Source organism: Streptomyces sp. NPDC002825 (genome assembly GCF_040295385.1).
Classification (GTDB): domain Bacteria; phylum Actinomycetota; class Actinomycetes; order Streptomycetales; family Streptomycetaceae; genus Streptomyces.
Genome location: NZ_JBEOVH010000045.1, coordinates 22,228 through 42,284, shown reverse-complemented (window position 1 = coordinate 42,284; position 20,057 = coordinate 22,228). Strand labels below are relative to the sequence as shown.

Annotated in this window: 15 protein-coding genes; 2 read left to right on the top strand and 13 right to left on the bottom strand. The window is 73.3% G+C overall.

Annotation, left to right across the window (positions count from 1 at the left end; all coding sequences use genetic code 11):
- Positions 1–251: 251 nt before the first annotated feature.
- From ABT041_RS36105 to ABT041_RS36085, 5 genes are all read right to left on the bottom strand, one after another.
- A complete protein-coding gene (locus tag ABT041_RS36105) occupies positions 252–437 on the bottom strand; it encodes a hypothetical protein (RefSeq protein ID WP_351192664.1) in 186 nt (61 codons plus the stop codon).
- A gap of 98 nt (positions 438–535) precedes the next feature.
- Complete coding sequence (locus tag ABT041_RS36100; RefSeq protein ID WP_351192661.1) at positions 536–859, bottom strand: putative WhiB-interacting protein; 324 nt, start codon at positions 857–859, stop codon at positions 536–538.
- Positions 856–1,224 (bottom strand): WhiB family transcriptional regulator, encoded by a 369-nt coding sequence (locus ABT041_RS36095; RefSeq protein WP_351192658.1) that lies wholly within the window; start codon positions 1,222–1,224, stop codon positions 856–858. The genes ABT041_RS36100 and ABT041_RS36095 overlap by 4 nt, the downstream gene beginning before the upstream one ends.
- Before the next feature lie 173 nt (positions 1,225–1,397).
- The gene (locus tag ABT041_RS36090; protein WP_351192655.1) at positions 1,398–1,763 is read right to left on the bottom strand and encodes a hypothetical protein; all 366 of its coding nucleotides are present in this window, start codon (positions 1,761–1,763) and stop codon (positions 1,398–1,400) included.
- Positions 1,764–1,934: 171 nt separating this feature from the next.
- Complete coding sequence (locus ABT041_RS36085; RefSeq protein ID WP_351192652.1) at positions 1,935–4,109, bottom strand: ATP-dependent DNA helicase UvrD2; 2,175 nt, start codon at positions 4,107–4,109, stop codon at positions 1,935–1,937.
- Positions 4,110–4,266: 157 nt separating this feature from the next.
- Here ABT041_RS36085 and ABT041_RS36080 point away from each other — a divergent pair, with 157 nt between their 5' ends.
- Positions 4,267–4,524, top strand: coding sequence for a mycoredoxin (locus ABT041_RS36080; RefSeq protein ID WP_351192650.1), 258 nt, complete (start codon positions 4,267–4,269; stop codon positions 4,522–4,524).
- Positions 4,525–4,606: 82 nt separating this feature from the next.
- Here the strand turns inward: ABT041_RS36080 and ABT041_RS36075 are convergent, their stop codons facing one another.
- The 8 genes from ABT041_RS36075 to ABT041_RS36040 form a co-directional block, all read right to left on the bottom strand.
- The gene (locus tag ABT041_RS36075) at positions 4,607–5,398 is read right to left on the bottom strand and encodes a hypothetical protein (protein ID WP_351192647.1); all 792 of its coding nucleotides are present in this window, start codon (positions 5,396–5,398) and stop codon (positions 4,607–4,609) included.
- Between the two features lie 214 nt (positions 5,399–5,612).
- Positions 5,613–6,578, bottom strand: a complete 966-nt coding sequence (gene nudC / locus ABT041_RS36070) for an NAD(+) diphosphatase (RefSeq protein WP_351192645.1) — start codon at positions 6,576–6,578, stop codon at positions 5,613–5,615.
- A 35-nt stretch (positions 6,579–6,613) separates the two neighbouring features.
- Positions 6,614–8,032: a dipeptidase gene (locus ABT041_RS36065; protein ID WP_351192642.1), complete on the bottom strand. Its 1,419-nt coding sequence runs from the start codon at positions 8,030–8,032 to the stop codon at positions 6,614–6,616.
- Between the two features lie 9 nt (positions 8,033–8,041).
- The gene (locus ABT041_RS36060) at positions 8,042–11,452 is read right to left on the bottom strand and encodes an ATP-dependent helicase (protein ID WP_351192639.1); all 3,411 of its coding nucleotides are present in this window, start codon (positions 11,450–11,452) and stop codon (positions 8,042–8,044) included.
- An 82-nt stretch (positions 11,453–11,534) separates the two neighbouring features.
- The gene (locus tag ABT041_RS36055; protein ID WP_351192637.1) at positions 11,535–12,350 is read right to left on the bottom strand and encodes a hypothetical protein; all 816 of its coding nucleotides are present in this window, start codon (positions 12,348–12,350) and stop codon (positions 11,535–11,537) included.
- 90 nt (positions 12,351–12,440) lie between these two features.
- Positions 12,441–13,199, bottom strand: a complete 759-nt coding sequence (locus tag ABT041_RS36050) for a hypothetical protein (protein ID WP_351192634.1) — start codon at positions 13,197–13,199, stop codon at positions 12,441–12,443.
- 131 nt (positions 13,200–13,330) lie between these two features.
- The gene (locus ABT041_RS36045) at positions 13,331–16,621 is read right to left on the bottom strand and encodes an ATP-dependent helicase (protein WP_351192632.1); all 3,291 of its coding nucleotides are present in this window, start codon (positions 16,619–16,621) and stop codon (positions 13,331–13,333) included.
- 188 nt (positions 16,622–16,809) lie between these two features.
- Positions 16,810–17,253, bottom strand: coding sequence for an MGMT family protein (locus tag ABT041_RS36040; protein ID WP_351192629.1), 444 nt, complete (start codon positions 17,251–17,253; stop codon positions 16,810–16,812).
- Between the two features lie 159 nt (positions 17,254–17,412).
- On the opposite strand from ABT041_RS36040, the gene ABT041_RS36035 reads away from it, so the two are divergent.
- Entirely contained in the window at positions 17,413–20,046 is a 2,634-nt protein-coding gene (locus tag ABT041_RS36035; RefSeq protein WP_351192627.1) for a lysylphosphatidylglycerol synthase domain-containing protein, read from the top strand.
- Positions 20,047–20,057 lie beyond the last annotated feature (11 nt).

Genomic DNA, 20,057 nt, shown 5'->3' with positions numbered 1-20,057 from the left:
CTCAGCGGCGCCTCCGCGTTCCGAGCCTGGACCCGCACCACCAGTGCACTGCGCACGGGGTGCGGGTCCATGCACGTGAGCCTCCGGCGCCGGTAAGGGCACCGTCCGTTGTGCCCACCCTCCCCCAAGCTCTCGGCTTCGCTCGAGCAGGGGGGACCCCCATCGCCCTGGGGGCACCTCACGGACGAAGTCTGGGGGAGGAACGCATGCCCACAACGGGCGGGAGCGCGGCCCGCAACGGGGGGGGTGGGTTACCACCACGTGGAGTCGAGGCGGCCTTCGGTCGCGCGGATGTTGGCCCGGGCGCAGTCCTCGCAGAAGTACTGCCGCCGGCCGTTCTCCACCGAGCACGTCCAGGTCAGCGGCAGCGTCTCCGTGGTCTTGCCGCAGCGCGCGCAGACGAAGGGTGCATCGGGGGTACGGGCGGCGTCGTTCACCCTGGTGACGATAGCCCGCGGGGACGCCCGGGACCGGACAACGCACCGCGGGGGCCGGTCCGTTCGGACCGGCCCCCGCGGAGGCATCACGGTGATGCTCAGTGCATGACGGCCATGGCGAGCGCACGGCGCGCGCGCAGCGAGACGCGCTCGGCGCGGCGCTGCATGCGCCGGGCGGCGACCAGGCGCACGGCCTGGCGTTCCGCGTCGGCCTCACGCTGTCGCTCGTGCATATGGGCACGGGCCAGGGCTTCTGGGGCGAGTTGCATTTCACGGGTCCTGTTCTGTCGCGCGGTGTGCGCGGCGGCGGGGGAGAAGACTGGGGTCGCGGAGCCGGCGGGCTCGCTGGTGGAAGAGGTCATCGGGGCCTGCTTCTGGGGATCGTGCGTGAGGGGGCGGTCGATGGTTCCGGTGGCGCTCATGCCGCGACCGGGTTCTTGCGCGGGCGGCCACGGGGCCGCTTGCGGGCGACGACCACGCCCTGGACGAAGAGCTCGCCACCCCAGACGCCCCAGGGCTCGCGGCGCTCCTTGGCGCCGGCCAGGCAGGCCGCGACGAGCGGGCAGGTCTGGCAGAGGGACTTCGCGTACTCGACGTCGGCCGGGGACTCCGCGAAGAAGACCTCGGGGTCGTAGGCGCGACAGGGTACGGGGACGCCGAGGTTCTCGATGGCGTCGTCGAGCGCGGTGAGCGCGGTGAGGGGGGTCAAAGCGGGGTCCTCCGTGAGGCCGGGCAGGGGGATCGATTCGGAATGCGGTACGGACGGGGCGTGCGCTTCGAGTTGCACGGTGGTCTTTCCTCGTCTGGTCGTTCCGGCCTGTTGGCCGGGGTTTCGGCTGGTACCGGGCGGTGTCTTTCCCGAGGCCCCTTCGCGCCGTCGTCCCCGTTCGAGGACAAACAGAAGGGCCGCGGATCCCGGGTGGGGTTCCGCGGCCCTGAAGGCGCCGGTCTGATCATGGATCAGACTGGATCACTCCAGGGTTCGAGCCCACGGAAGGCCCACATCATGTGGTGCTGCGTCGTCGTCTGCTGCTGGGTTCCGGCACCGGTCGCCGCAAAGCCATAGGCCGTGGCCTTGCCTGCTACTCCTGCTTCCAGTGCCTTGGTCGGTCGCTCATTGCGCGGAGCCGGCGCGGCCACACCGAGACCGGAAAGACCGGTGACGGGCAGGCCGGCGACGGGCAGACCGGTGCCAATGAGCGCCGAGGCGGAGAGGCCGAGCGAGCAGGCGGAGACGACCGAGCGATCGGTCATTTTGGCCGTGCCGACGATGCTGACGTTGCTGATGGAGCTGGCGGTGCGGGTCTGAATGGTGGTGCTGATCACTGGAATCGCCTCCTCTCGGCGTCTCGGAGGGCTCGGGTGCGAGCCGGACCCTCATGTTTATTTGGACAAGTACAGCACGAAGACAGGGCTTCGAAGAAGCGCTGTTTCCGTGGTTAAGAACCTATGGGGCTTGACGGGGCGGGCGCAAACTATTTTTCCGACGAGTTTTCCTCAGACCTCGTCCTCGCTCGTCCCGCCGTCCTCACCTGCGCAGATGGCCAGGACCTCGGCTCCGAAGCGGTCGAGCTTGCGGACGCCGACGCCGGCGATCGAGGCGAGCTCCCCGTCGGTGGCGGGGACGCGCTCGGCGATCGCCATGAGCGTCTTGTCGGTGAACACGCAATACGCCGGCTGGCCGAGCTCCCTGGCCTGTTCCGACCGCCAGTCCCGCAGCCGCTCGTACAGCGCCTCGTCCATGTCGGAGGGGCAGTCCTCGCAGCGCATCAGCTTCATCGCGCCCGCCTCCGTGAGCGTGGCACCGCAGACCCGGCACAGGACCGGGCCGCGCGCCTTGCGCCGGACGGGTCCGCTCCCCCGCTCGACGGAGCCGGCGCCGCCGCCGAGGGTGCCGAGGGAGCCGGAGCCGGGCCGCAGCCCCTTGAGGAAGCGGCTGGGCCGCCGGTTGGCGCGGCCGCCCGGGGAGCGGGAGAGCGCCCAGGAGAGCGTGAGGTGGACCCGGGCCCGGGTGACGCCCACGTACAGCAGGCGGCGCTCCTCCTCGACCTGCTCGTCGGTCTTGGCGTATGTGATGGGCATCATGCCCTCGGTGAGGCCGACCAGGAAGACGGCGTCCCATTCGAGGCCCTTGGCGGCGTGCAGCGAGGCGAGGGTGACGCCCTGCACGGTCGGGGCGTGCTGGGCGGCGGCCCGCTCGTCGAGTTCGCCGACCAGGTCGGAGAGGGTGGCTCCGGGCTTGGCGCGGGCGAAGTCCTCGGAGAGCCGGACGAGGGCGGCGAGGGACTCCCAGCGGTCGCGGACGGCGCCGGACCCGGCGGGCGGCGTGCTGGTCCAGCCCTTGGTGGAGAGGACGGCCCTGACCTGGGCGGGGAGGTCCTCGGCGTCGTCGAGGAGCGAGTCGTTGCCCCCGGCGCGGGCGGCGCCGCGCAGGGCGATGCCCGCCTCCCGTACCTCCTGGCGCTCGAAGAAGCGCTCGGCGCCGCGGAGCTGGTAGGGCACTCCGGCGTCGGCGAGGGCCTGCTCGTAGACCTCGGACTGGGCGTTGATCCGGTAGAGGACGGCGATCTCGCCGGCGGGGACGCCGGCGGCGATGAGGTCGCGGATGCGGCGGGCGGTGCCCTCGGCCTCGGCGGGCTCGTCGGCGTACTCCGTGTAGACCGGCTCGGGGCCCGGGTCACGCTGGGAGATCAGCTCGAGGCGGTGCTCGGCGGCCCGGCCGCGGGCCTGGCTGAGCAGCCCGTTCGCCAGGTGGACGACCTGTGGGGTGGAGCGGTAGTCGCGGACCAGCTTGACGACGGTGGCGCCGGGGTGCCGGGTGCGGAAGTTCAGCAGGTGGTCGGGGGTGGCGCCGGTGAAGGAGTAGATCGTCTGGCTGGCGTCGCCGACGACGCAGAGGTTGTCGCGGTCGCCGAGCCACAGGTCGAGCAGTCGCTGCTGGAGCGGGGAGACGTCCTGGTACTCGTCCACGACGAAGTGCTGGTATTGGCGGCGGATCTGGTCGGCGATGTCGTGCCGGTCCTGGAGGATGCCGACGGTGAGCAGCAGCACGTCCTCGAAGTCGATCACGGAGCGGTCGCGCTTCAGCTGCTCGTACATGGAATAGATCTGGCCGATCTCGGCCGGGTCGCGCGGGGCTTCCCTGACGGACTTGGCGACGGCGGCCGGGTAGTCGGCGGGGACGGTCTGGGTGACCTTGGCCCACTCGATCTCGCTGGTCACGTCCCTGAGCTCGTTCCGGTCGAGCCGGATCCGGCAGCGGGCCGCCGCGTCGGCGACCAGCTGGATCTTCCGCTCCAGGAGCCGGGGCAGCTCGCCGCCGACTGCTTTCGGCCAGAAGAACTGGAGCTGTCGGAGGGCCGCCGAGTGGAACGTGCGGGCCTGGACGCCGCCCGCGCCGAGCTGCCGGAGCCGGCCGCGCATCTCGCCGGCGGCCCGGTTGGTGAACGTGACGGCCAGCACGCTCGCGGGCTGCAGGATGCCCGCCCGCACCCCGTACGCGATGCGGTGGGTGATGGCCCGCGTCTTGCCCGTACCGGCTCCGGCGAGGACGCACACCGGCCCGTTCAGGGCAAGGGCGACCTCGCGCTGCTCGGGGTCGAGCCCGTCGAGCACCGCGTCGGCCGTCTCCGGGACCTGCGGGAAGAGAGTGGAGTGCGTTGCTGCTGTCACCCCGCCATGCTGCCAGGTCGGGCGGGGTCGGTGCGGAGGACTGTCCACAGGCACGTGCCGCCGGTCATACGAATTCCGGGAATGGCCGGGCCGGGGCGTACGTTCTTCCTCTCGGCACCGACACGGACGCCGACACCGACCAGAGGAGCGCCAGGCCATGCAGGGCACTGTGACGATGTACAGCACGACGTGGTGCGGCTACTGCCGCCGGCTGAAGAGCCAGCTGGACCGCGAGGGCATCGCGTACACGGAGATCAACATCGAGCAGGACCCCGACTCGGCCGCGTTCGTCGAGAAGGCCAACGGCGGCAACCAGACCGTTCCCACCGTGCGGGTCGTCCCGACGGCCGGTGGCGACGAGGTCGTCATGACCAACCCGAGCCTGGCCCAGGTCAAGCAGGCCCTCGTCGCCTGACCCTCGCGCCACGAGACCCCCGATCGGCCCGGTGCCGGTCGGGGGTCTTTCCGTGCGGCGGCGGTCGGCCGGGCCGGCGGTTTCAGAGCGCGAGGACGGGCCGGGTGGAGCAGTCCTCGTGGAGTGCGTCGGGGCCGTAGACGAACTCCGCCATGGCCGGGTTGCGGTGGGCGGTGGCCAGGGGCAGCCACGCGAGCAGCTGACCGTAGCCGCCGCAGACCGACTCGCCGCCGTCCCCGCCGTGGACGGCGGTGACGTCGCTCGTCAGCTCGGAGCGGTAGGTGTCGTAGGCGACGCGCAGGCCGAAGGCGTTCGGCTCGTTCCGCGGGCCCGGGCCGTCCCCGTACGGGAGGCTGTCGAGGGGGCAGTCGTTCCCCCATCGGAACAGGGTCTCCGCCCCGGCCCCGCACGCGTGCTCCCACTCGTCGGAGCTCGGCATCCGCAGCCCGCGCGCCGCGAGCACGGCAGGCATGTCGGCGGGCTCCTCGGTCAGGTCCTCGTCCTCGACGGCCATGAGCACCGTGGCGAGCACCACGTTCCGGCGGGGGCTGAGCACCTGCGCGAGATGGGCCCGCAGATCGGGCCCGGCGCCGAAGCCCTGCTCCAGGCTCCCGGCGTAGTCGGCGGTCTGCCAGGCGGTCGGTCGCCAGCCGTCCGGGTCGAAGCCGAGGGTCACCGGCCCTCCGGGTATCAGGGCGAACTCCTGTCCCTCGCGCTCGATCCGGACGCGGTGCAGCGGGGCACCCAGGTGTTCCGTCGTGTCGACCAGGGTCACCCGGCCTTCCACCCGGCCCGCGGCCTCCTCGGCGAGGCGGCGTGCGGCGGGCAGGTCGAAGGACCGCCACTGGTCGAGGGTGAGATCAGCGAGAGACATGCCCCGGAGTCTCGCAGGCTGGTCTGACAGGCCCCCGGCGCCCGTCCCGGACGAACAGGGCGGCTCCCACTGGCTTCTCCCCGGCCCGGGGAGGGGGGGCCGGCCCGAAAGGCCCCCGGCCCGGGGAGGGGGAGGCCGGCCTGAAAGGCCCCCGGCCCGGGGATGGGAGGCGGCCCGAAAGGCCCCCGGCCCGGAGGCCGGGGGTCCCCGTCGTTCAGAGCACGTCGCCCGGCTTCGGGAGGGGCTTGCCGTACCAGCGCTCGAGCAGGCGGGAGGCGATCGAGATGCCGTACGGGGGCAGGACCTCGCCGGACTCGAAGGCGGCGGCCAGGTCCTCGCGGGAGAACCAGCGGGCCTCGTGGATCTCCTCGCCGTCCACGTTGATCTCGGAGGACGTGGCGCGGGCGAAGAAGCCCAGCATCAGGCTGGACGGGAACGGCCAGGGCTGGCTGGCGATGTACTCGACCTCGCCGACCGTGACACCGGCCTCCTCGAAGACCTCGCGGGCCACCGACGCCTCGATGGACTCGCCCGGCTCCACGAAACCGGCGAGGGTCGAGAAGCGGCCCTCCGGCCAGTGCACCTGGCGGCCCAGCAGCGCCCGGTCCTGCTCGTCCGTGACCAGCATGATCACGGCCGGGTCGGTGCGCGGGTAGTGCTCGGCGCCGCAGGCCTGGCAGCGGCGGACGTGACCGGCGGCCGCGACGACCGTCCGCTCGCCGCAGCGCGAGCAGAAGCGGTGGAGGCGCTGCCAGTTCTCCAGGGCCACCGCGTGCACCATCAGGCCCGCGTCGCGGTCGGAGAGCAGCAGACCGGCCTCGCGCAGCCCGGCCGGGCGCGCCGACTGGTCCATGCGGCCGGGCAGGGAGTCCTTCTGGAGCGCGAAGTACGAGACGCCGTCGGCGTCCGTGCCGAGGAAGTAGCGGTGGGTCTCGGTGACCGGTGCCTCGAACGCCGGGGTCATGACCAGTTCGGTCGTGCCGTCGGGCCCGTCGTCGATCAGCACCTGACCGCCCGAGACCACGAAGACCCGGGTCGTGGGGTGGCTCCAGGCCGCCGCCAGCCACGCCTCGTCGAGGCGGTGGTGGGCGGCGCGGTCGATGCCGCTCGGGGCGGTGAGCGAGATCGGGCGGTCCGCCGGCGCGTGGTTCGGGCTCGACGCGTTCTTCAAGGTGCTCACAGGTGCTTCCAACTCCCCCGGATCGGTGTGTGGGTTCAGCGCGCAGCGGTATGGAGGGCGGCGGGCAGGTCGCTCCACAGGTGCGCGGTCGTCTCGACGCCCTTCATGAGGAGATCGAGCTCGATCTTCTCGTTGGGGGCGTGCCAGCCGTCGGACGGGACGGAGATGCCGAGAAACAGCACGGGCGCCCCCAGGACGTCCTGGAGGTCGGCGGCCGGTCCCGAGCCGCCCTCGCGGGTGTAGCGGACCTTGGCGCCGTCGAAGGCCCTGCTCATGGCCCCGGCCACCGCCTTGAGGGCAGGGTGGTCGAGGGGGGTGAGGCAGGGGCGGGTCGGGGCGCCGAAGACGATCTCGTACCGGATGCCGGCGGGGACGAGCCCGGCCAGCCAGTCCCGTACCGCCAGCTCGATCTTGGCCGGGTCCTGGCCCGCGACGAGCCGGAACGACAGCTTCAGCTGGGCGGAGGCGGGGACGATCGTCTTGCCGCCGGGGCCCTGGTAGCCGCCGCCGATGCCGTTGACCTCGGCGGTGGGCCGGGCCCACACCCGCTCCAGGGTCGTGAAGCCGGCCTCGCCGAGGGTGCCGTGGGACTTGGCCGTCCGCAGCCAGGCCTCCTCGTCGAAGGGCAGCTCGGCGACGAGGGCCCGCTCGGCCTCCGTGAGTTCCGTCACCCCGTCGTAGAAGCCGGGGATCGCGACGTGCTCGTGCTCGTCGTGGAGGGCCGCGACGATCCGGCCCGCGACGGTCGCCGGGTTCGGCACGGCGCCGCCGAAGGAGCCGGAGTGGATGTCCTGGTCGGGGCCGTACAGCTCGATCTCGCAGTCGGCGACCCCACGCATGCCCGTGCAGACGGTCGGGGTCGTCTCGGACCACATGCCGGTGTCGGAGACGATCACGGCGTCGGCCGCGAGCCGCTGGGCGTGCTCCTCGACCAGCGCGCGGAAGTGCGGGGAGCCGGACTCCTCCTCGCCCTCGACGATCAGCTTGAGGTTGACGGCGGGCGCGGTGCGGCCGGTGGCGGCCAGGTGGGCGCGGACGCCGAGGGTGTGGAAGAACACCTGCCCCTTGTCGTCGGCCGCCCCGCGCGCGTACATCCGGCCGTCGACCACCGTCGGCTCGAACGGGTCCGTGTGCCAGCCGTCCTCACGGGCCGCGGGCTGCACGTCGTGGTGGCCGTAGACGAGGACGGTCGGGGCGTCCGGGTCCCCGGAGGGCCACTCGGCGAAGACGGCGGGAGCGCCGTCCGTCTCCCACACCTCGACCGTGGTGAAGCCGGTCTCCGTCAGCTTGGCGGCGAGCCACTCGGCGCTGCGCCGTACGTCCCCGGCACGGTCCGGCTGGGCCGACACAGAGGGGATGCGCAGCCACTCGGCCAGGTCGCCGAGGAAGGCGGCACGGTGCTGCTCGACGTACGTGCGTACGGTGCGGACGGCGCTGTCCGGGGTCTCGCTCATGCCCCGAGCCTATCCGGCGTCCGGGGGTGCCCCTCCCAGCAGGATGGCCTCGAGGGCCGCCCGGCCGGGCAGGCGGGCGGGACGGGCCACTTCACCCGTTCGGACGTACACGAAGGCGGCGGCCACGTCCTCGGGCGCGAGGCCGTGCTGCTCGGCCCAGGCGAGCCGGTAGATCGCGAGCTGGAGGGGGTCCGCCGAGCGGTCCCGGCTGGTCTTCCAGTCGACGATCTCGTACCGCCCGGAGTCCGGGTCCCGGTAGACGGCGTCGATCCTGCCGCGCACGACCCGGCCCGCGAGGGAGAGGTGCACGGGGACCTCGACGCGGTACGGGGTGCGGTGGGCGTACGGGGTGCGGGCGAAGGCCTCCTTGAGCTCATCGAGGTCCCGCTCGTCGAGGATCTCCGGCTCGCCCGCGAAGTCCTCGCCGCCGGGCAGCTCCTCCGGGCCGAGGAACGGCAGCGGAAGCTCCTCGAAGCGGGACTCCACCCAGGCGTGGAAGCGGGTGCCCCGGCGGGCCGCGGGCTGCGGCGGCTTGGGCATGGGCCGGGCCAGCTCCTGGGCGAAGCCGTCGGGGTCGGCGGCGAGGCGCAGCACCTGGGAGGCGGAGAGGTACGCGGGGAGGAGGACGTCACGGGTGGTCGCGCGGGCGCGCTTCAGCTCGGTCGTGAGGGCGGTGAGGTCCCGGTCCCAGGAGGCGATGGTCTTCGTGTCCTCGGGGGTGAGTTCCTTGTACGGCTCCGAGGGCCGGGGCTCTTCACGGGGGGCCGGGATCGCGTCCTTGTGGAGGTCCTCCGGGAGGGCCTCCTCGTCCCAGACGGGTTCCTCCTCGTCGGGCCAGAGGTCCTCGGGATCGGGGTCCGGGAGGTCGGGCGCCGTGCTGGTGGGGTGGTGCCCGCCCTCCCCCGAGCTCTCGGCTTCGCCGGCCGACAAGTGGCGACGGACGAGTTCCGCCGCCTTTCTTCTGCGGGTCAGCGCCTCCTCGTCCAGCGGCAGCGGCCAGGCCTGGTCCTTGCCCGCCTCCGTCAGCGACGGGTTCTCCTCGTCCTTCTCCGGTTCCTCGGCCCACGCCTCGATCTCGCCGTGGCCCGCCTCGCAGTGCTCGTACAGCGCCCGGAGGAAGTCCGAGGGGCCCCGGGGCTTCTTCTGGGCCGGGCCCCACCAGTGGGCCGAGCCGAGGAGGAGGGAGCGGGGGCGGGTGAAGGTGACGTAGCCGAGGCGGAGCTCCTCGGTGTGCTGGTGGTCCCGCATCGCGTTCTTGAAGGACGTGAGGGACTTGGCGTCCCAGGTGTCGATGCCCGGCAGGGTCGCCGCGTCGCCGCGCAGGGCGTGCGGGAGCACCTGGGGCTGGGAGGTCCACGACTCGCGGGCGCGGGCGCTCGGGAACTGGCCGGTGACCAGGCCGGGGACGGCGACGACGTCCCATTCGAGGCCCTTGGACTTGTGGGCGGTGAGGACCTTCACGGTGTTCTCGCCGCCCGGCAGCGCGTTGTCGAGGCCCTTCTCGAACTGGACGGCCGTCCGCAGGAAGCCGAGGAAGGCGAGGAGGCTGGCCTCGCCGTCGAGGGAGGCGAAGCCGGCGGCGATGTCGAGGAAGTGGCCGAGGGTCTCGCGGCGGCGGGCCGCGAGCGCGTGCGGGGAGGCGGAGAGCTCGACCTCCAGGCCGGTCGCGGCGAGGACCCGGTGGAGCACGTCCATGAGGGGGTCGGCGAGGGAGGTGCGCAGGGCGCGCAGTTCGGTGGCGAGGCGCGCGAAGCGGACCCGGGCCTCGGCGGAGAAGGCCAGCCCGTCGTCGGCGGCGCCGCCGGAGTCGAGGAAGGTGTCGAGCGCGTCGGCGAGGGAGACGACCTCGGCCGGGTCGACGCCCTCGACGGCGGCGGCGAGCCGCTGCTCGGGGTCGGCCTCCTCGCCGCCCCGGTGGACGAGGAGGCGGGCGCGCCGGCCGAGGAGGGCGAGGTCGCGGGCGCCGATGCGCCAGCGGGGGCCGGTGAGGAGGCGGACCAGGGCGGCGTTGGCCCCCGGGTCCTGGAGGACCTCGCAGACGGCGACGAGGTCGGCGATCTCGGGCAGGTGGAGCAGGCCGGAGAGGCCGACGACCTCGACGGGCACGTCACGGGCGACGAGGGCGGCGTGGATGGCGGGGAAGTCGGTGGCGGTGCGGCACAGGACGGCGATCTCGCCGGGCTCGCGGCCGGTCCGTACGAGGTGGGCGAGGGAGTCGGCGAGCCAGTCGATCTCCTCGGCGTGGGTGCGCAGGAGGGCGATGCGGACGGTGCCGTCGGTCTCGGCGCCGGGGGCGGGGCGCAGCGCCTCCACGCCCGCGTGCATGGCGCGCAGGGGGGCGGCGAGCCCGTTGGCGAGGTCGAGGAGGCGGCCGCCGCTGCGCCGGTTCTCGGAGAGGGAGTAGCGGCTCGCGGGGCTGCCGTCGGCGTGCGGGAAGTGCTCGGGGAAGTCGTCGAGGTTGGCGACGGAGGCGCCGCGCCAGCCGTAGATGGCCTGGCAGGGGTCGCCGACGGCGGTCACGGCGTGTCCGGTGCTGCGGCCGGCCGGGCCCTGGCCGAAGAGTCCGGAGAGCAGCAGCCGCTGGGCGACGGAGGTGTCCTGGTACTCGTCGAGCAGGACGACCTTGAACTCCTCGCGGAGGATCGCGCCGACCTCGGGCCGGGTGGTGGCGAGCTCGGCGGAGCGGGCGATCTGGTCGCCGAAGTCGAGCAGGTCGCGGGAGCGCTTGGCGGCGCGGTAGCGGACGACGAGGTCGAGGAGCTCGCGGCGGGCGGCGGAGGCCTCGGGGATCTTGCGCAGTTCGGCGTTGCTGAGCTTGGCGTCGGCGAGGGCGTCGAGGAGCTCGGAGTCGTACGCGAGGAGCCGATCGGGTGGTACGAGGTGCTCGGCGAGCTCTGCGTCGAGGGCGAGCAGGTCGGTGATGAGGGTCGGGAAGGAGCGGGTGAGCGCGGGGTACGGGCCGGGGGCCTCGCGCAGCACGCGCGCGGCGAGCTGGTAGCGGGTGGCGTCGGCGAGGAGCCGGGAGGTGGGCTCCAGGCCGATGCGGAGGCCGTGGTCGGTGAGGAGCTGCCCGGCGAAGGCGTGGTAGGTGGAGATGCGGGGCTCGCCCGGGGGGTTGTCGGGGTCGATGACGTCGGGGTCGGTGACGCCGGCGCGGACGAGGGCGGTGCGGACGCGCTCGGCGAGCTCGCCGGCGGCCTTGTTGGTGAAGGTGAGACCGAGGACCTGCTCGGGGGCGACCTGGCCCGTGCCGACCAGCCAGACCACGCGGGCCGCCATCACCGTCGTCTTGCCGGAGCCGGCTCCGGCCACGACGACCTGCGGGGCGAGCGGCGCGGTGATGCAGGCCGTCTGCTCCGGGGTGAACGGGATGCCGAGGACCTCCTTGAGCTGCTCGGGGTCGGTGAGGTGTGCGGTCACCTCAAAGAGGCTAACGGGGCCGACTGACACTCCGGCCCCGTGCGCCTCTGACCTGGGGTGTTACGCGAGGAGGGGGCGGGTTCTAGGCGGGTGCGCCGCCGTCCAGCTTGGAGAGGTCGACGGTCTCGTCGGCCGGCGGGGCCTTCACGACGACCGGCTTGTCGTAGTCCGAGAGCAGGATCGCGCCGGGCTCGTCGCCGCCCGTCTTGACCATCTTCAGGATGTACGGCTTGCCCGTCCGGGAGACGGACACGGTGGTGGTCTCGCCGCCCGTCTTCTTCTTCACCAGGGTCGCGACGGGTGTGCCGTGGACCTTGCCGTCCGGTCCGCGGGTCAGTCCGCTGCGCTGTTCCTTGTCCTTGTCCAGGTCGGCGAGGAGCGACTTCAGGTCGCAGACGCTGCCGAGGTCCTGGCTGCCCGGCTGTCCGGGGGCGATCTTGAGCCAGCGGCCCTTGATGAGTTCGAGGGTGACGGTGATCTGCGGCTCCGGCATGCCCTGGGAGGCCATGGAGGCCCGCCAGAACGCCTCGTCGCCCTTCATGTACGTGATGTCGTCGAGCCGGCGCAGTTCGGCGGTGCCGTCCTTGATCTTGATGAGGCCGGTGCACTCGTCCTTGTCGTTGACGGCGAAGTCGATGCCGAGCGGCTGTCCTTCGCTGACGAGCTTGCCGGTCATGCGCAGGGACGTCGCGGACCGGGTGGCGGTGACGGCCCGCTCGGCGATCTGGTCGGCGGTGAGGCCGGCGAACGGGTCCGGGGAGGGGACGACGGCCGCCCCGGGGCCCGCCGTCGTCGCGGGCGCCGCCGCGTGGGCCGTCGCCGTCACGGGTCCCGCGACGACGACGGCGGCGCAGACGACGGCCGCGGCGCGGAGCTTTCGGTGGGAGTGGGACGCCATGCGTACCTCCTCGCGGTTCCCCGAGGCTCCCACCAGCGTCGCCCCACGCGCGCGTGCCCGCGACTTCTGGGCCTCACGGCCCGGGGTGCGTCAGGAGGCGCCCTTCATCAGCTCTTCCATGTCGACGACGTCGCCGGCCGGCGGGGCGGTGACGGTCACCGGCGTGCCGAAGTCGCTCAGGGTGACCGTGCCCGGGTCGTCGCCGCCGGTCGTCACGACGCGGAGGATGTACGGCTTCGCGGAGTCCTTGGCCACGTAGAAGGTCGTGGTCTCGTCCTTGTCCTTCTTGGTGAGGACGGCGGCCGGCTTGCCGTCGACGTCGGCGTCGGCCTCGCGGGTCAGGCCCTTGCGCGGCGTCTCCTCGTCCATGTCCTTGACGATCTTCTTCAGGTCGCAGAAGTTGTCCTCGTCCTCTGCGGCCCCGGCGGGCATCTTCATCCAGCGGCCCTTGAGCAGCGCGGACATGGAGTCGGACTCCTCCGAGGAGGCGCCCTCCTCGCCGCCGCTGGACTTCCAGAAGGCGTCGTCGCCCTTCATGTAGCTGTCGCCGCCGGTGGCGAGCATCTCGGCCTTGCCCCCCTTGGGGGCCGTCATGGTGCCCTTGCAGTTGCCCTTGTCGTCGACGGCGAAGTCGACGGTCATCTCCTCGCCGTCGGTCTTGCCGCTGCCGTTCATGTGGAAGGCGGTGGCCGACTTCGTCGTCTCGACGGCCTTGTCGGCGATGGCGTCGGCCGTGAGTCCCGCGAAGGGGTCGGCGGCCTTGTCGTCGCCCATGGAACAGCCCGTGACACCCGCGACCACGGCCACACAGACCGTCGCCGCCGCCCAGAGCTTCCGGTTGGCCCTCATGCGCGTACTCCTCACAGCGTCTTTCACAGCTTCTCTTCACCACGCCTTCAGGTGGGCGCGCAAAGGGAGACCGGTGAGCGGGGGTGAGGGATGTACGGAGGACGACGTGACGCTCCGCACACGATCCGGGGTCAGTCGACGACCTGACGGCCCTCGGGCTGGGCGCTGCACGAGGCCCGGAAGGCGCAGGTCGTGCAGTGCTGGCCGGTGCTCGGGGTGAACCGCTCGTCGAGGACCCGGCCCGCCGCGTTGGCGAGCAGCTCGCCGACCCACTCCCCGGTCAGCGGCTCCTGCGCCTGGACCTTGGGCAGCGCGTCGCCGCCCTCCTTCTTCGGGGCGGCCTGCCGCAGCTGGACGAGTTCGGCGCCGCCCGGCTCCGGGCGGTCGCCGCCGAAGACCTCGTCGAGGGCGCCCTCGCGCACCGCGAGCTGGTAGACGGCGAGCTGCGGGTGGTGGGCGACCTCGTCCTTGGTGGGGGCGGACTTGCCGGTCTTGAAGTCGACGACGTACGCGCGCCCGTGCTCGTCGGTCTCGACGCGGTCCATGGAGCCCCGGATGCGGACCTCGTACTCCCCCGCCTCCAGGGTCACGTCGAAGCCGTGCTCGGAGGCTGCGGGGGTACGGCCGCCGCGGTCCATGACGTGCCAGCTCAGGAAGCGTTCGAGGGCCACGCGCGCGTGCTGCTTCTCCTGGGCCGACTTCCAGGGCGCGTCGAAGGCGAGGGCGTCCCAGACGGAGTCGAGCCGGGCCATGAGGACGTCGAGGTCGGCCGGGGTGCGGCCGGAGGCGACCTCGTCGGCGAGGACGTGGACGACGTTCCCGAAGCCCTGGGCGGCGGTGGCGGGGGCCGCCGCCTTGACCTCACGGCCGAGGAACCACTGGAGGGAGCAGGTGCCGACGAGGTTCTCCAGGGAGCTCGGCGACAGGGCCACCGGCCGGTCGCGCTCGCGCAGCGGCGCCGTGCTGTGCGTGGGCTCGAACAGGCCCCACCAGCGGTCCGGGTGCGCGGCCGGGACCAGCGGCTGCCCGTCCTCGTCGGTGAGCGCGGCCAGCCGGGCGAGGCGGTCGGCGGCCGCCTCCCGGAGTTCGGGCGAGGCCTCCGGGTCGACGGTGGTGGCGCGCAGCTCGGCGACGAGCGCGGCGACGGCGAGCGGTCGGCGGGGGCGGCCGGGGACGTCCTTCGGTTCGGCGCCGAGCTCGGTGAGGAAGCGGGACGGCTGGTCGCCGTCCTCGGCGGCGGCCTTCACGGCCGTGACGACGAGCCGGTCACGCGCGCGCGTGGCGGCCACGTAGAAGAGCCTGCGCTCCTCGGCGAGGAGGGCGCCGGGGGTGAGGGGTTCGGCGAGGCCGTCGCGGCCGATGCGGTCCGCTTCGAGGAGGGAGCCCCGGCGGCGGAGGTCCGGCCACAGCCCCTCCTGCATGCCGGCGATCACGACGAAGCTCCATTCCAGGCCCTTGGAACGGTGGGCGGTCATCAGACGGACCGCGTCCGGGCGGGTGTGCCGGCGGGTGAGGGTGTCGGCGGCGATGTCCTGGGCGTCGAGCTCTTCGAGGAAGTTGAGGACGCCTCGGCCGCCGACGCGCTCCTCGGCGCGGGCGGCGGTCTCGAACAGCGCGCAGACGGCGTCGAGGTCACGGTCGGCGTTGCGTCCCGCGGTGCCGCCGCGGAGGGCGGCGCGCTCCAGGCGGCCGGGCCAGGGGGTGCCGCTCCAGAGGACCCAGAGGGCCTCTTCGGCGGTGCCGCCGTCCTGCAGGAGGGTGCGGGTCTCCTTCAGCAGCCGGCCGAGACGCTGGGCGCCGCGCGCGTAGGCCGGGTCGTGCGCCACCAGGCGCTCCGGCTCGGCGAGGGCCCTTGCGAGGAGGACGTCGGAGGGGGGCGGGACCTTGTTGCCCGCGGCGCGCTCCTCGTCCCGGAGGGCGCGGCCGAGGCGGCGGAGGTCGGCGGGGTCCACGCCGGCGAGGGGGGAGGCGAGCAGTTCGAGTGCGGTCTCCACGGGGAGCCAGTCGGGGGTGTCGGCCGGCTCCGGCGCGGGCTCGCCCGCGGCCCCTGCCACGGCCCTCAGCGCAAGGAGCAGTGGAGCCACCGCCGGTTCGTGGCGGAGGGGGGTGTCCGCCGCGTCTGTCTCCACCGGGACTCCCGCCGAGGTCAGGGCTCGGCGGAGGGACGGGAGGGAGGCGGCGGCGCGGGTGAGGACCGCCATGTCCTGCCAGGGCACACCGTCCTCCAGGTGCGCGCGGCGCAGCAGGTCGGCGATGTTCTCGGCCTCCGCCGAGGCCGTGGGGTACGTGTACGCCTCCGCCCGGCCCCCGTCCCGCGTCGGGGCGAGCTCGCGGTGGGCGCGGACCTTGTCGGCGGGGAGCCGGGGCATCGGCATCCGCTGGGCGAGCAGCCGGGTCGCCGCCAGGAGCCGCGCGCCCGAGCGGCGCGAGGTGCGCAGCACGCGGACGGTCGACCCGCCGAAGGTGGCCGGGAAGTCGAGGATGCCGTTCACGTCGGCGCCGCGGAAGGCGTAGATGGACTGGTCGGGGTCGCCGAAGGCGACGACCGTGCTGCGGCCGCCGCCCGCGAGCGCGTGCAGGAGCCGGACCTGCGCCGGGTCGGTGTCCTGGTACTCGTCGACGTAGATCGCGTCGTACGCGGGCATGCGGGCGTCCCGGGCGAGCGGTACGGCCCGGTGGACGAGCTCGCTGTAGTCGAGGACGCCCTGGAGGTCGAGGACGTCGAGGTACTCGGCGAGGAAGCCGGCGGCCGCTTTCCAGTCCGGGCGGCCGACCCGGTCGGCGAAGCGGGCCAGGGCGTCCGGCCCGAGGCCCAGTTCGCGGGAGCGCGCGAGGACGGCCCGTACCTCGTCGGCGAAGCCGCGGGTGGTGAGGCAGGCGCGGAGTTCGTCGGGCCAGCGGACGCGTCCGAGGCCCGCCTTCTCCAGGTCGATCTGGCCGGCGAGCAGTTCGCGGACGGCGAGGTCCTGCTCGGGTCCGGAGAGCAGCCGGAGCGGTTCGGCGAAGAGCTCGGCGTCCTGGTGGGCGCGGATCAGGGCGTAGCAGTACGAGTGGAAGGTGGTGGCCTGCGGCGGGCGGCGGCCGCCGAGCCGCCCGGCCATGCGGTCGCGGAGTTCGACGGCGGCCTTGCGGCTGAAGGTGAGGACGAGGAGGCGTTCGGGGTCGGCGCCGTTCTCCATGCGGGCGGCGACGGCCTCGACCAGGGTGGTCGTCTTTCCGGTGCCGGGTCCGGCGAGGACGAGGAGAGGTCCGCGGGTGTGGTCAACCACTTCCCGCTGGACTGCGTCCAGCTGAGGGGGATCCAGCGGGGCCGGCGTGGTGCGCACCAGTCGGTAGGCGCCCGGGGTCCGCTGCCGTCCCTGACCCGGGTACGGCTGTCCCTGGTGCGGCGGCGTATGCCGGGTGGTGGAGGAGGAGCTCACGTGGTTCGCCGGTCCTGGTGGGTGTGGTGGTGCGGGTGAGGCGGCCCTGTGCCGTGGCCGCCGCCTCGGGAGACGCGAACGTCGACGTTACGCGAAGCGGGCCGCCGACGAGCCGTACTCCGTACCGCGTCCACCCCCGCGGACCCGTCCCGGCCGGGGCCCCGGCCTGGATGACCGGGGCTCCTCCCTCAGGTGTGAGTTCCGGCACCTCGACCGGCGTCCCGACCGGCGTCCCCGCCGATCGCCGGCCCCTCGCCCGCACCGCCGTCCCAGCGCGCCCGCCGCATGTCGATCCTCGGTACGTGCCCCTCGGCCGCCGCCCCCGCCGTACGCAGCGGGGTGCCCTCCTCGCGGTAGTGGGCGAGGGCCCTCGGCTCGTGGCCCGGGAGCAGCGTGCCGTCGGCGCGGACCACTCGCCACCAGGGGGCGGTCCCGCCGTACAGTGCCATCACACGGCCGACCTGGCGGGGTCCGCCCTCGCCGAGCCATTCGGCCACGTCGCCGTAGGTCATGACGCGGCCGGGAGGGATCGCGTCGGCCACGTCGAGCACCCGCTCCGCGTACTCGGGCAGCTCTCCGGTCTCCCCGACGGGCTTCCCGGCGGTCTCCCCCACAGGCTCCTCCATGCTCATCCGCCCCATCCTGCCTCACCGCACCGACATGGCCCTGATGCCTCCGCCCGGCGGCTCTTCGTGCCACCATCGTCCGGGCGGTGACTGGTGATACGAGATCAAGAGCGACAAGTACAAGAACACGAACAAGATCGACAAGACGCGCATGCAGAGACGGACATGGTGATGGACACGAAGCCTCCTGAGGGGGCTCAGCCCGACGTGCCCGAGAAGGTCTCCGGCGACGAGCCGCTGCTCGCCGCCCGTGTGCACCGGCCCTCCGACCTGATGCGGCTGCTCGTCGGCCTGCTCGCCATCGGGCTCGTCATCGCCGTCGCCGCCTTCGCCCACGCCACGACCTCGGGTCTCGAGCAGGACATCAACAAGGGCGCGACCGGCACCCCGGACGTGTTCGTCAAGATCGCCGGTCTCGTCTCCTCCATCGCCGTCCTGCTCGTACCGGTCGCCTTCGCCATCGAGCGGCTGATCAAACGCGACGGGCTGCGGATCGCCGACGGCGTCCTCGCCGCCGTCCTGGCGCACGGCGTCACCCTCGCCACCGACCTCTGGGTCGCCCAGGCCGCGCCCGGCACCATCCAGGACGCGCTGACCCAGCCGCAGTCCGGCGGCGGGCTCACGGACCCGGTGCACAACTACCTCGCGCCGGTCATCGCGTACATGACCGCCGTCGGCATGGCCCGCAGACCCCGCTGGCGGGTGTCGCTCTGGGTGGTGCTGCTGCTGGACGCGTTCACGATGCTGGTGGCCGGCTACACCACGGCCCTCTCGATCATCCTGACCGTACTGATCGGCTGGACGGTCGCGTACGGCACGCTCTACGCCGTCGGCTCGCCGAACGTCCGGCCCACCGGGCAGACCCTCCTCGCCGGCCTGCGCCGGGTCGGCTTCCGGCCCGTGACCGCGCTGCGCGCCGAGGGCGTGCCGGACGCGGCCGACAGCGGGGACCGGGGCCGCCGGTACATCGTGACCCTGGAGGAAGGGCGGCCGCTCGACGTCACCGTCGTCGACCGGGAGCAGCAGGCGCACGGCTTCTTCTACCGCGCCTGGCGGCGGATCACCCTGCGGGCGATCACCACCCGCCGCTCGATCGTCTCGCTGCGCCAGGCCCTGGAGCAGGAGGCGCTCCTCGCGTACGCGGCGATCGCCGCCGGGGCGAACGCGCCGAAGCTGATCGCCACCTCGGAGCTCGGCCCGGACGCGGTGATGCTCGTGTACGAGCACATCGGCGGCCGGAGTCTGGACTCGCTCGACGACGCCGAGATCACGGACGAGCTGGTCCTGAGCGCCTGGAGGCAGGTCCGGGCGCTGCAGTCGCGCCGGATCGCGCACCGCCGGCTCACCGGGGACGCCATCCTGGTGGATCGTTCCGGCAGGGTGATCCTCACGGATCTGCGGGGCGGCGAGATCGCGGCCGGCGACCTGGTGCTGCGGATGGACGTCGCCCAGCTGCTCACCACCCTCGGTCTGCGGGTGGGCGCGGAGCGGGCGGTCGCCGCGGCCGTCGAGGTGCTCGGCCCGGACGCCGTCGCCGACTGTCTGCCGCTGCTCCAGCCCATCGCGCTGAGCCGCTCCACGCGCGCGACGCTGCGGAAGCTGGCGCGGGAGCGGTCCGCGCGGGAGCGGGAGGCCGTGCTCGCGGCCTCGGAGGCGGCCAAGCACGAGCGGGAGCTCGCCAAGGCCGAGGCGGCGGACAAGACGGCCCTGCGGGCCGAGACGAAGGCCGAGAAGAAGGCGGACAGGAAGGCCGAGAAGCGGGCCCTCGACACCGCCCTCGACGAGGCGCGCGAGGAGGACCTGCTCGCGCAGATCCGGCAGCAGGTGCTGCTGATCCGCCCGCAGGCCCCGGTGGAGCCGGTCCGTCTGGAGCGGATCAAGCCGCGGACCCTGGTCAGCCTGATCGCGGGCGCGGTCGCCGCGTACTTCCTGCTCTCGCAGATCGCCCGTACGCCGCTGTCGACGGTCAGCGAGGCGGACTGGCGCTGGGTGTCGGCCGCGGTGCTGTTCTCGGCGCTCAGCTACGTGGCGGCGGCGATGGCCCTGCTCGGCTTCGTGCCCGAGCGGGTCGGGTTCTGGCGGACGGTGGCGGCGCAGGTCGCCGGCTCCTTCGTGAAGATCGTCGCCCCCGCGGCGGTCGGCGGCGTCGCGCTGAACACCCGCTTCCTCCAGCGCTCGGGAGTGCGCCCCGGCCTCGCGGTCGCGAGCGTCGGCGCCTCGCAGCTCTTCCAGCTGGGGGCACACATCCTGCTGCTGCTCTCCTTCGGGTATCTGACGGGCACCGAGAAGTCGCAGTCCTTCACCCCGTCGAGGACGGTCATCGCGGGACTCCTGACGGTCGCGGTGCTCGTCCTGGTGGTGACGGCGATCCCGTTCATGCGCAAGTTCGTCTCGACGCGGCTGCGCTCGCTGTTCGCCGGTGTCGTGCCGCGCATGCTGGACGTGCTCCAGCGGCCCGTGAAACTGGCGACGGGCATCAGCGGGATGCTGCTCCTCACCGGCGTGTTCGTGCTCTGCCTCGACGCCTCCATCCGGGCCTTCGGGCACGGCCACCAGTCGATCAGCTACGCGAGCGTGGCCGTCGTCTTCCTCGCGGGCAACGCGCTCGGTTCGGCCGCGCCGACGCCGGGCGGTGTCGGCGCGGTCGAGGGCGCGCTCACCGTCGGTCTGGTGGCGGTGGGCCTGCCCCTCGAGGTCGCGACGCCGGCGGTGCTCCTGTACCGCCTGCTGACCCTGTGGCTCCCGGTGCTGCCGGGGTGGATCTGCTTCAACTGGCTGACCAAGCGGGAAGCCCTGTAGGACCCCGAGTA

Bases quoted from the DNA above. Each gene is read 5' to 3' on its own strand.
- ABT041_RS36035 (WP_351192627.1), top strand. From the start codon at position 17,413: ATGGTGATGGACACGAAGCCTCCTGAGGGGGCTCAGCCCGACGTGCCC.
- ABT041_RS36080 (WP_351192650.1), top strand. From the start codon at position 4,267: ATGCAGGGCACTGTGACGATGTACAGCACGACGTGGTGCGGCTACTGC.
- ABT041_RS36040 (WP_351192629.1), bottom strand. From the start codon at position 17,253: ATGAGCATGGAGGAGCCTGTGGGGGAGACCGCCGGGAAGCCCGTCGGG.
- ABT041_RS36050 (WP_351192634.1), bottom strand. From the start codon at position 13,199: ATGAGGGCCAACCGGAAGCTCTGGGCGGCGGCGACGGTCTGTGTGGCC.
- ABT041_RS36055 (WP_351192637.1), bottom strand. From the start codon at position 12,350: ATGGCGTCCCACTCCCACCGAAAGCTCCGCGCCGCGGCCGTCGTCTGC.
- ABT041_RS36100 (WP_351192661.1), bottom strand. From the start codon at position 859: ATGAGCGCCACCGGAACCATCGACCGCCCCCTCACGCACGATCCCCAG.
- ABT041_RS36065 (WP_351192642.1), bottom strand. From the start codon at position 8,032: ATGAGCGAGACCCCGGACAGCGCCGTCCGCACCGTACGCACGTACGTC.
- ABT041_RS36075 (WP_351192647.1), bottom strand. From the start codon at position 5,398: ATGTCTCTCGCTGATCTCACCCTCGACCAGTGGCGGTCCTTCGACCTG.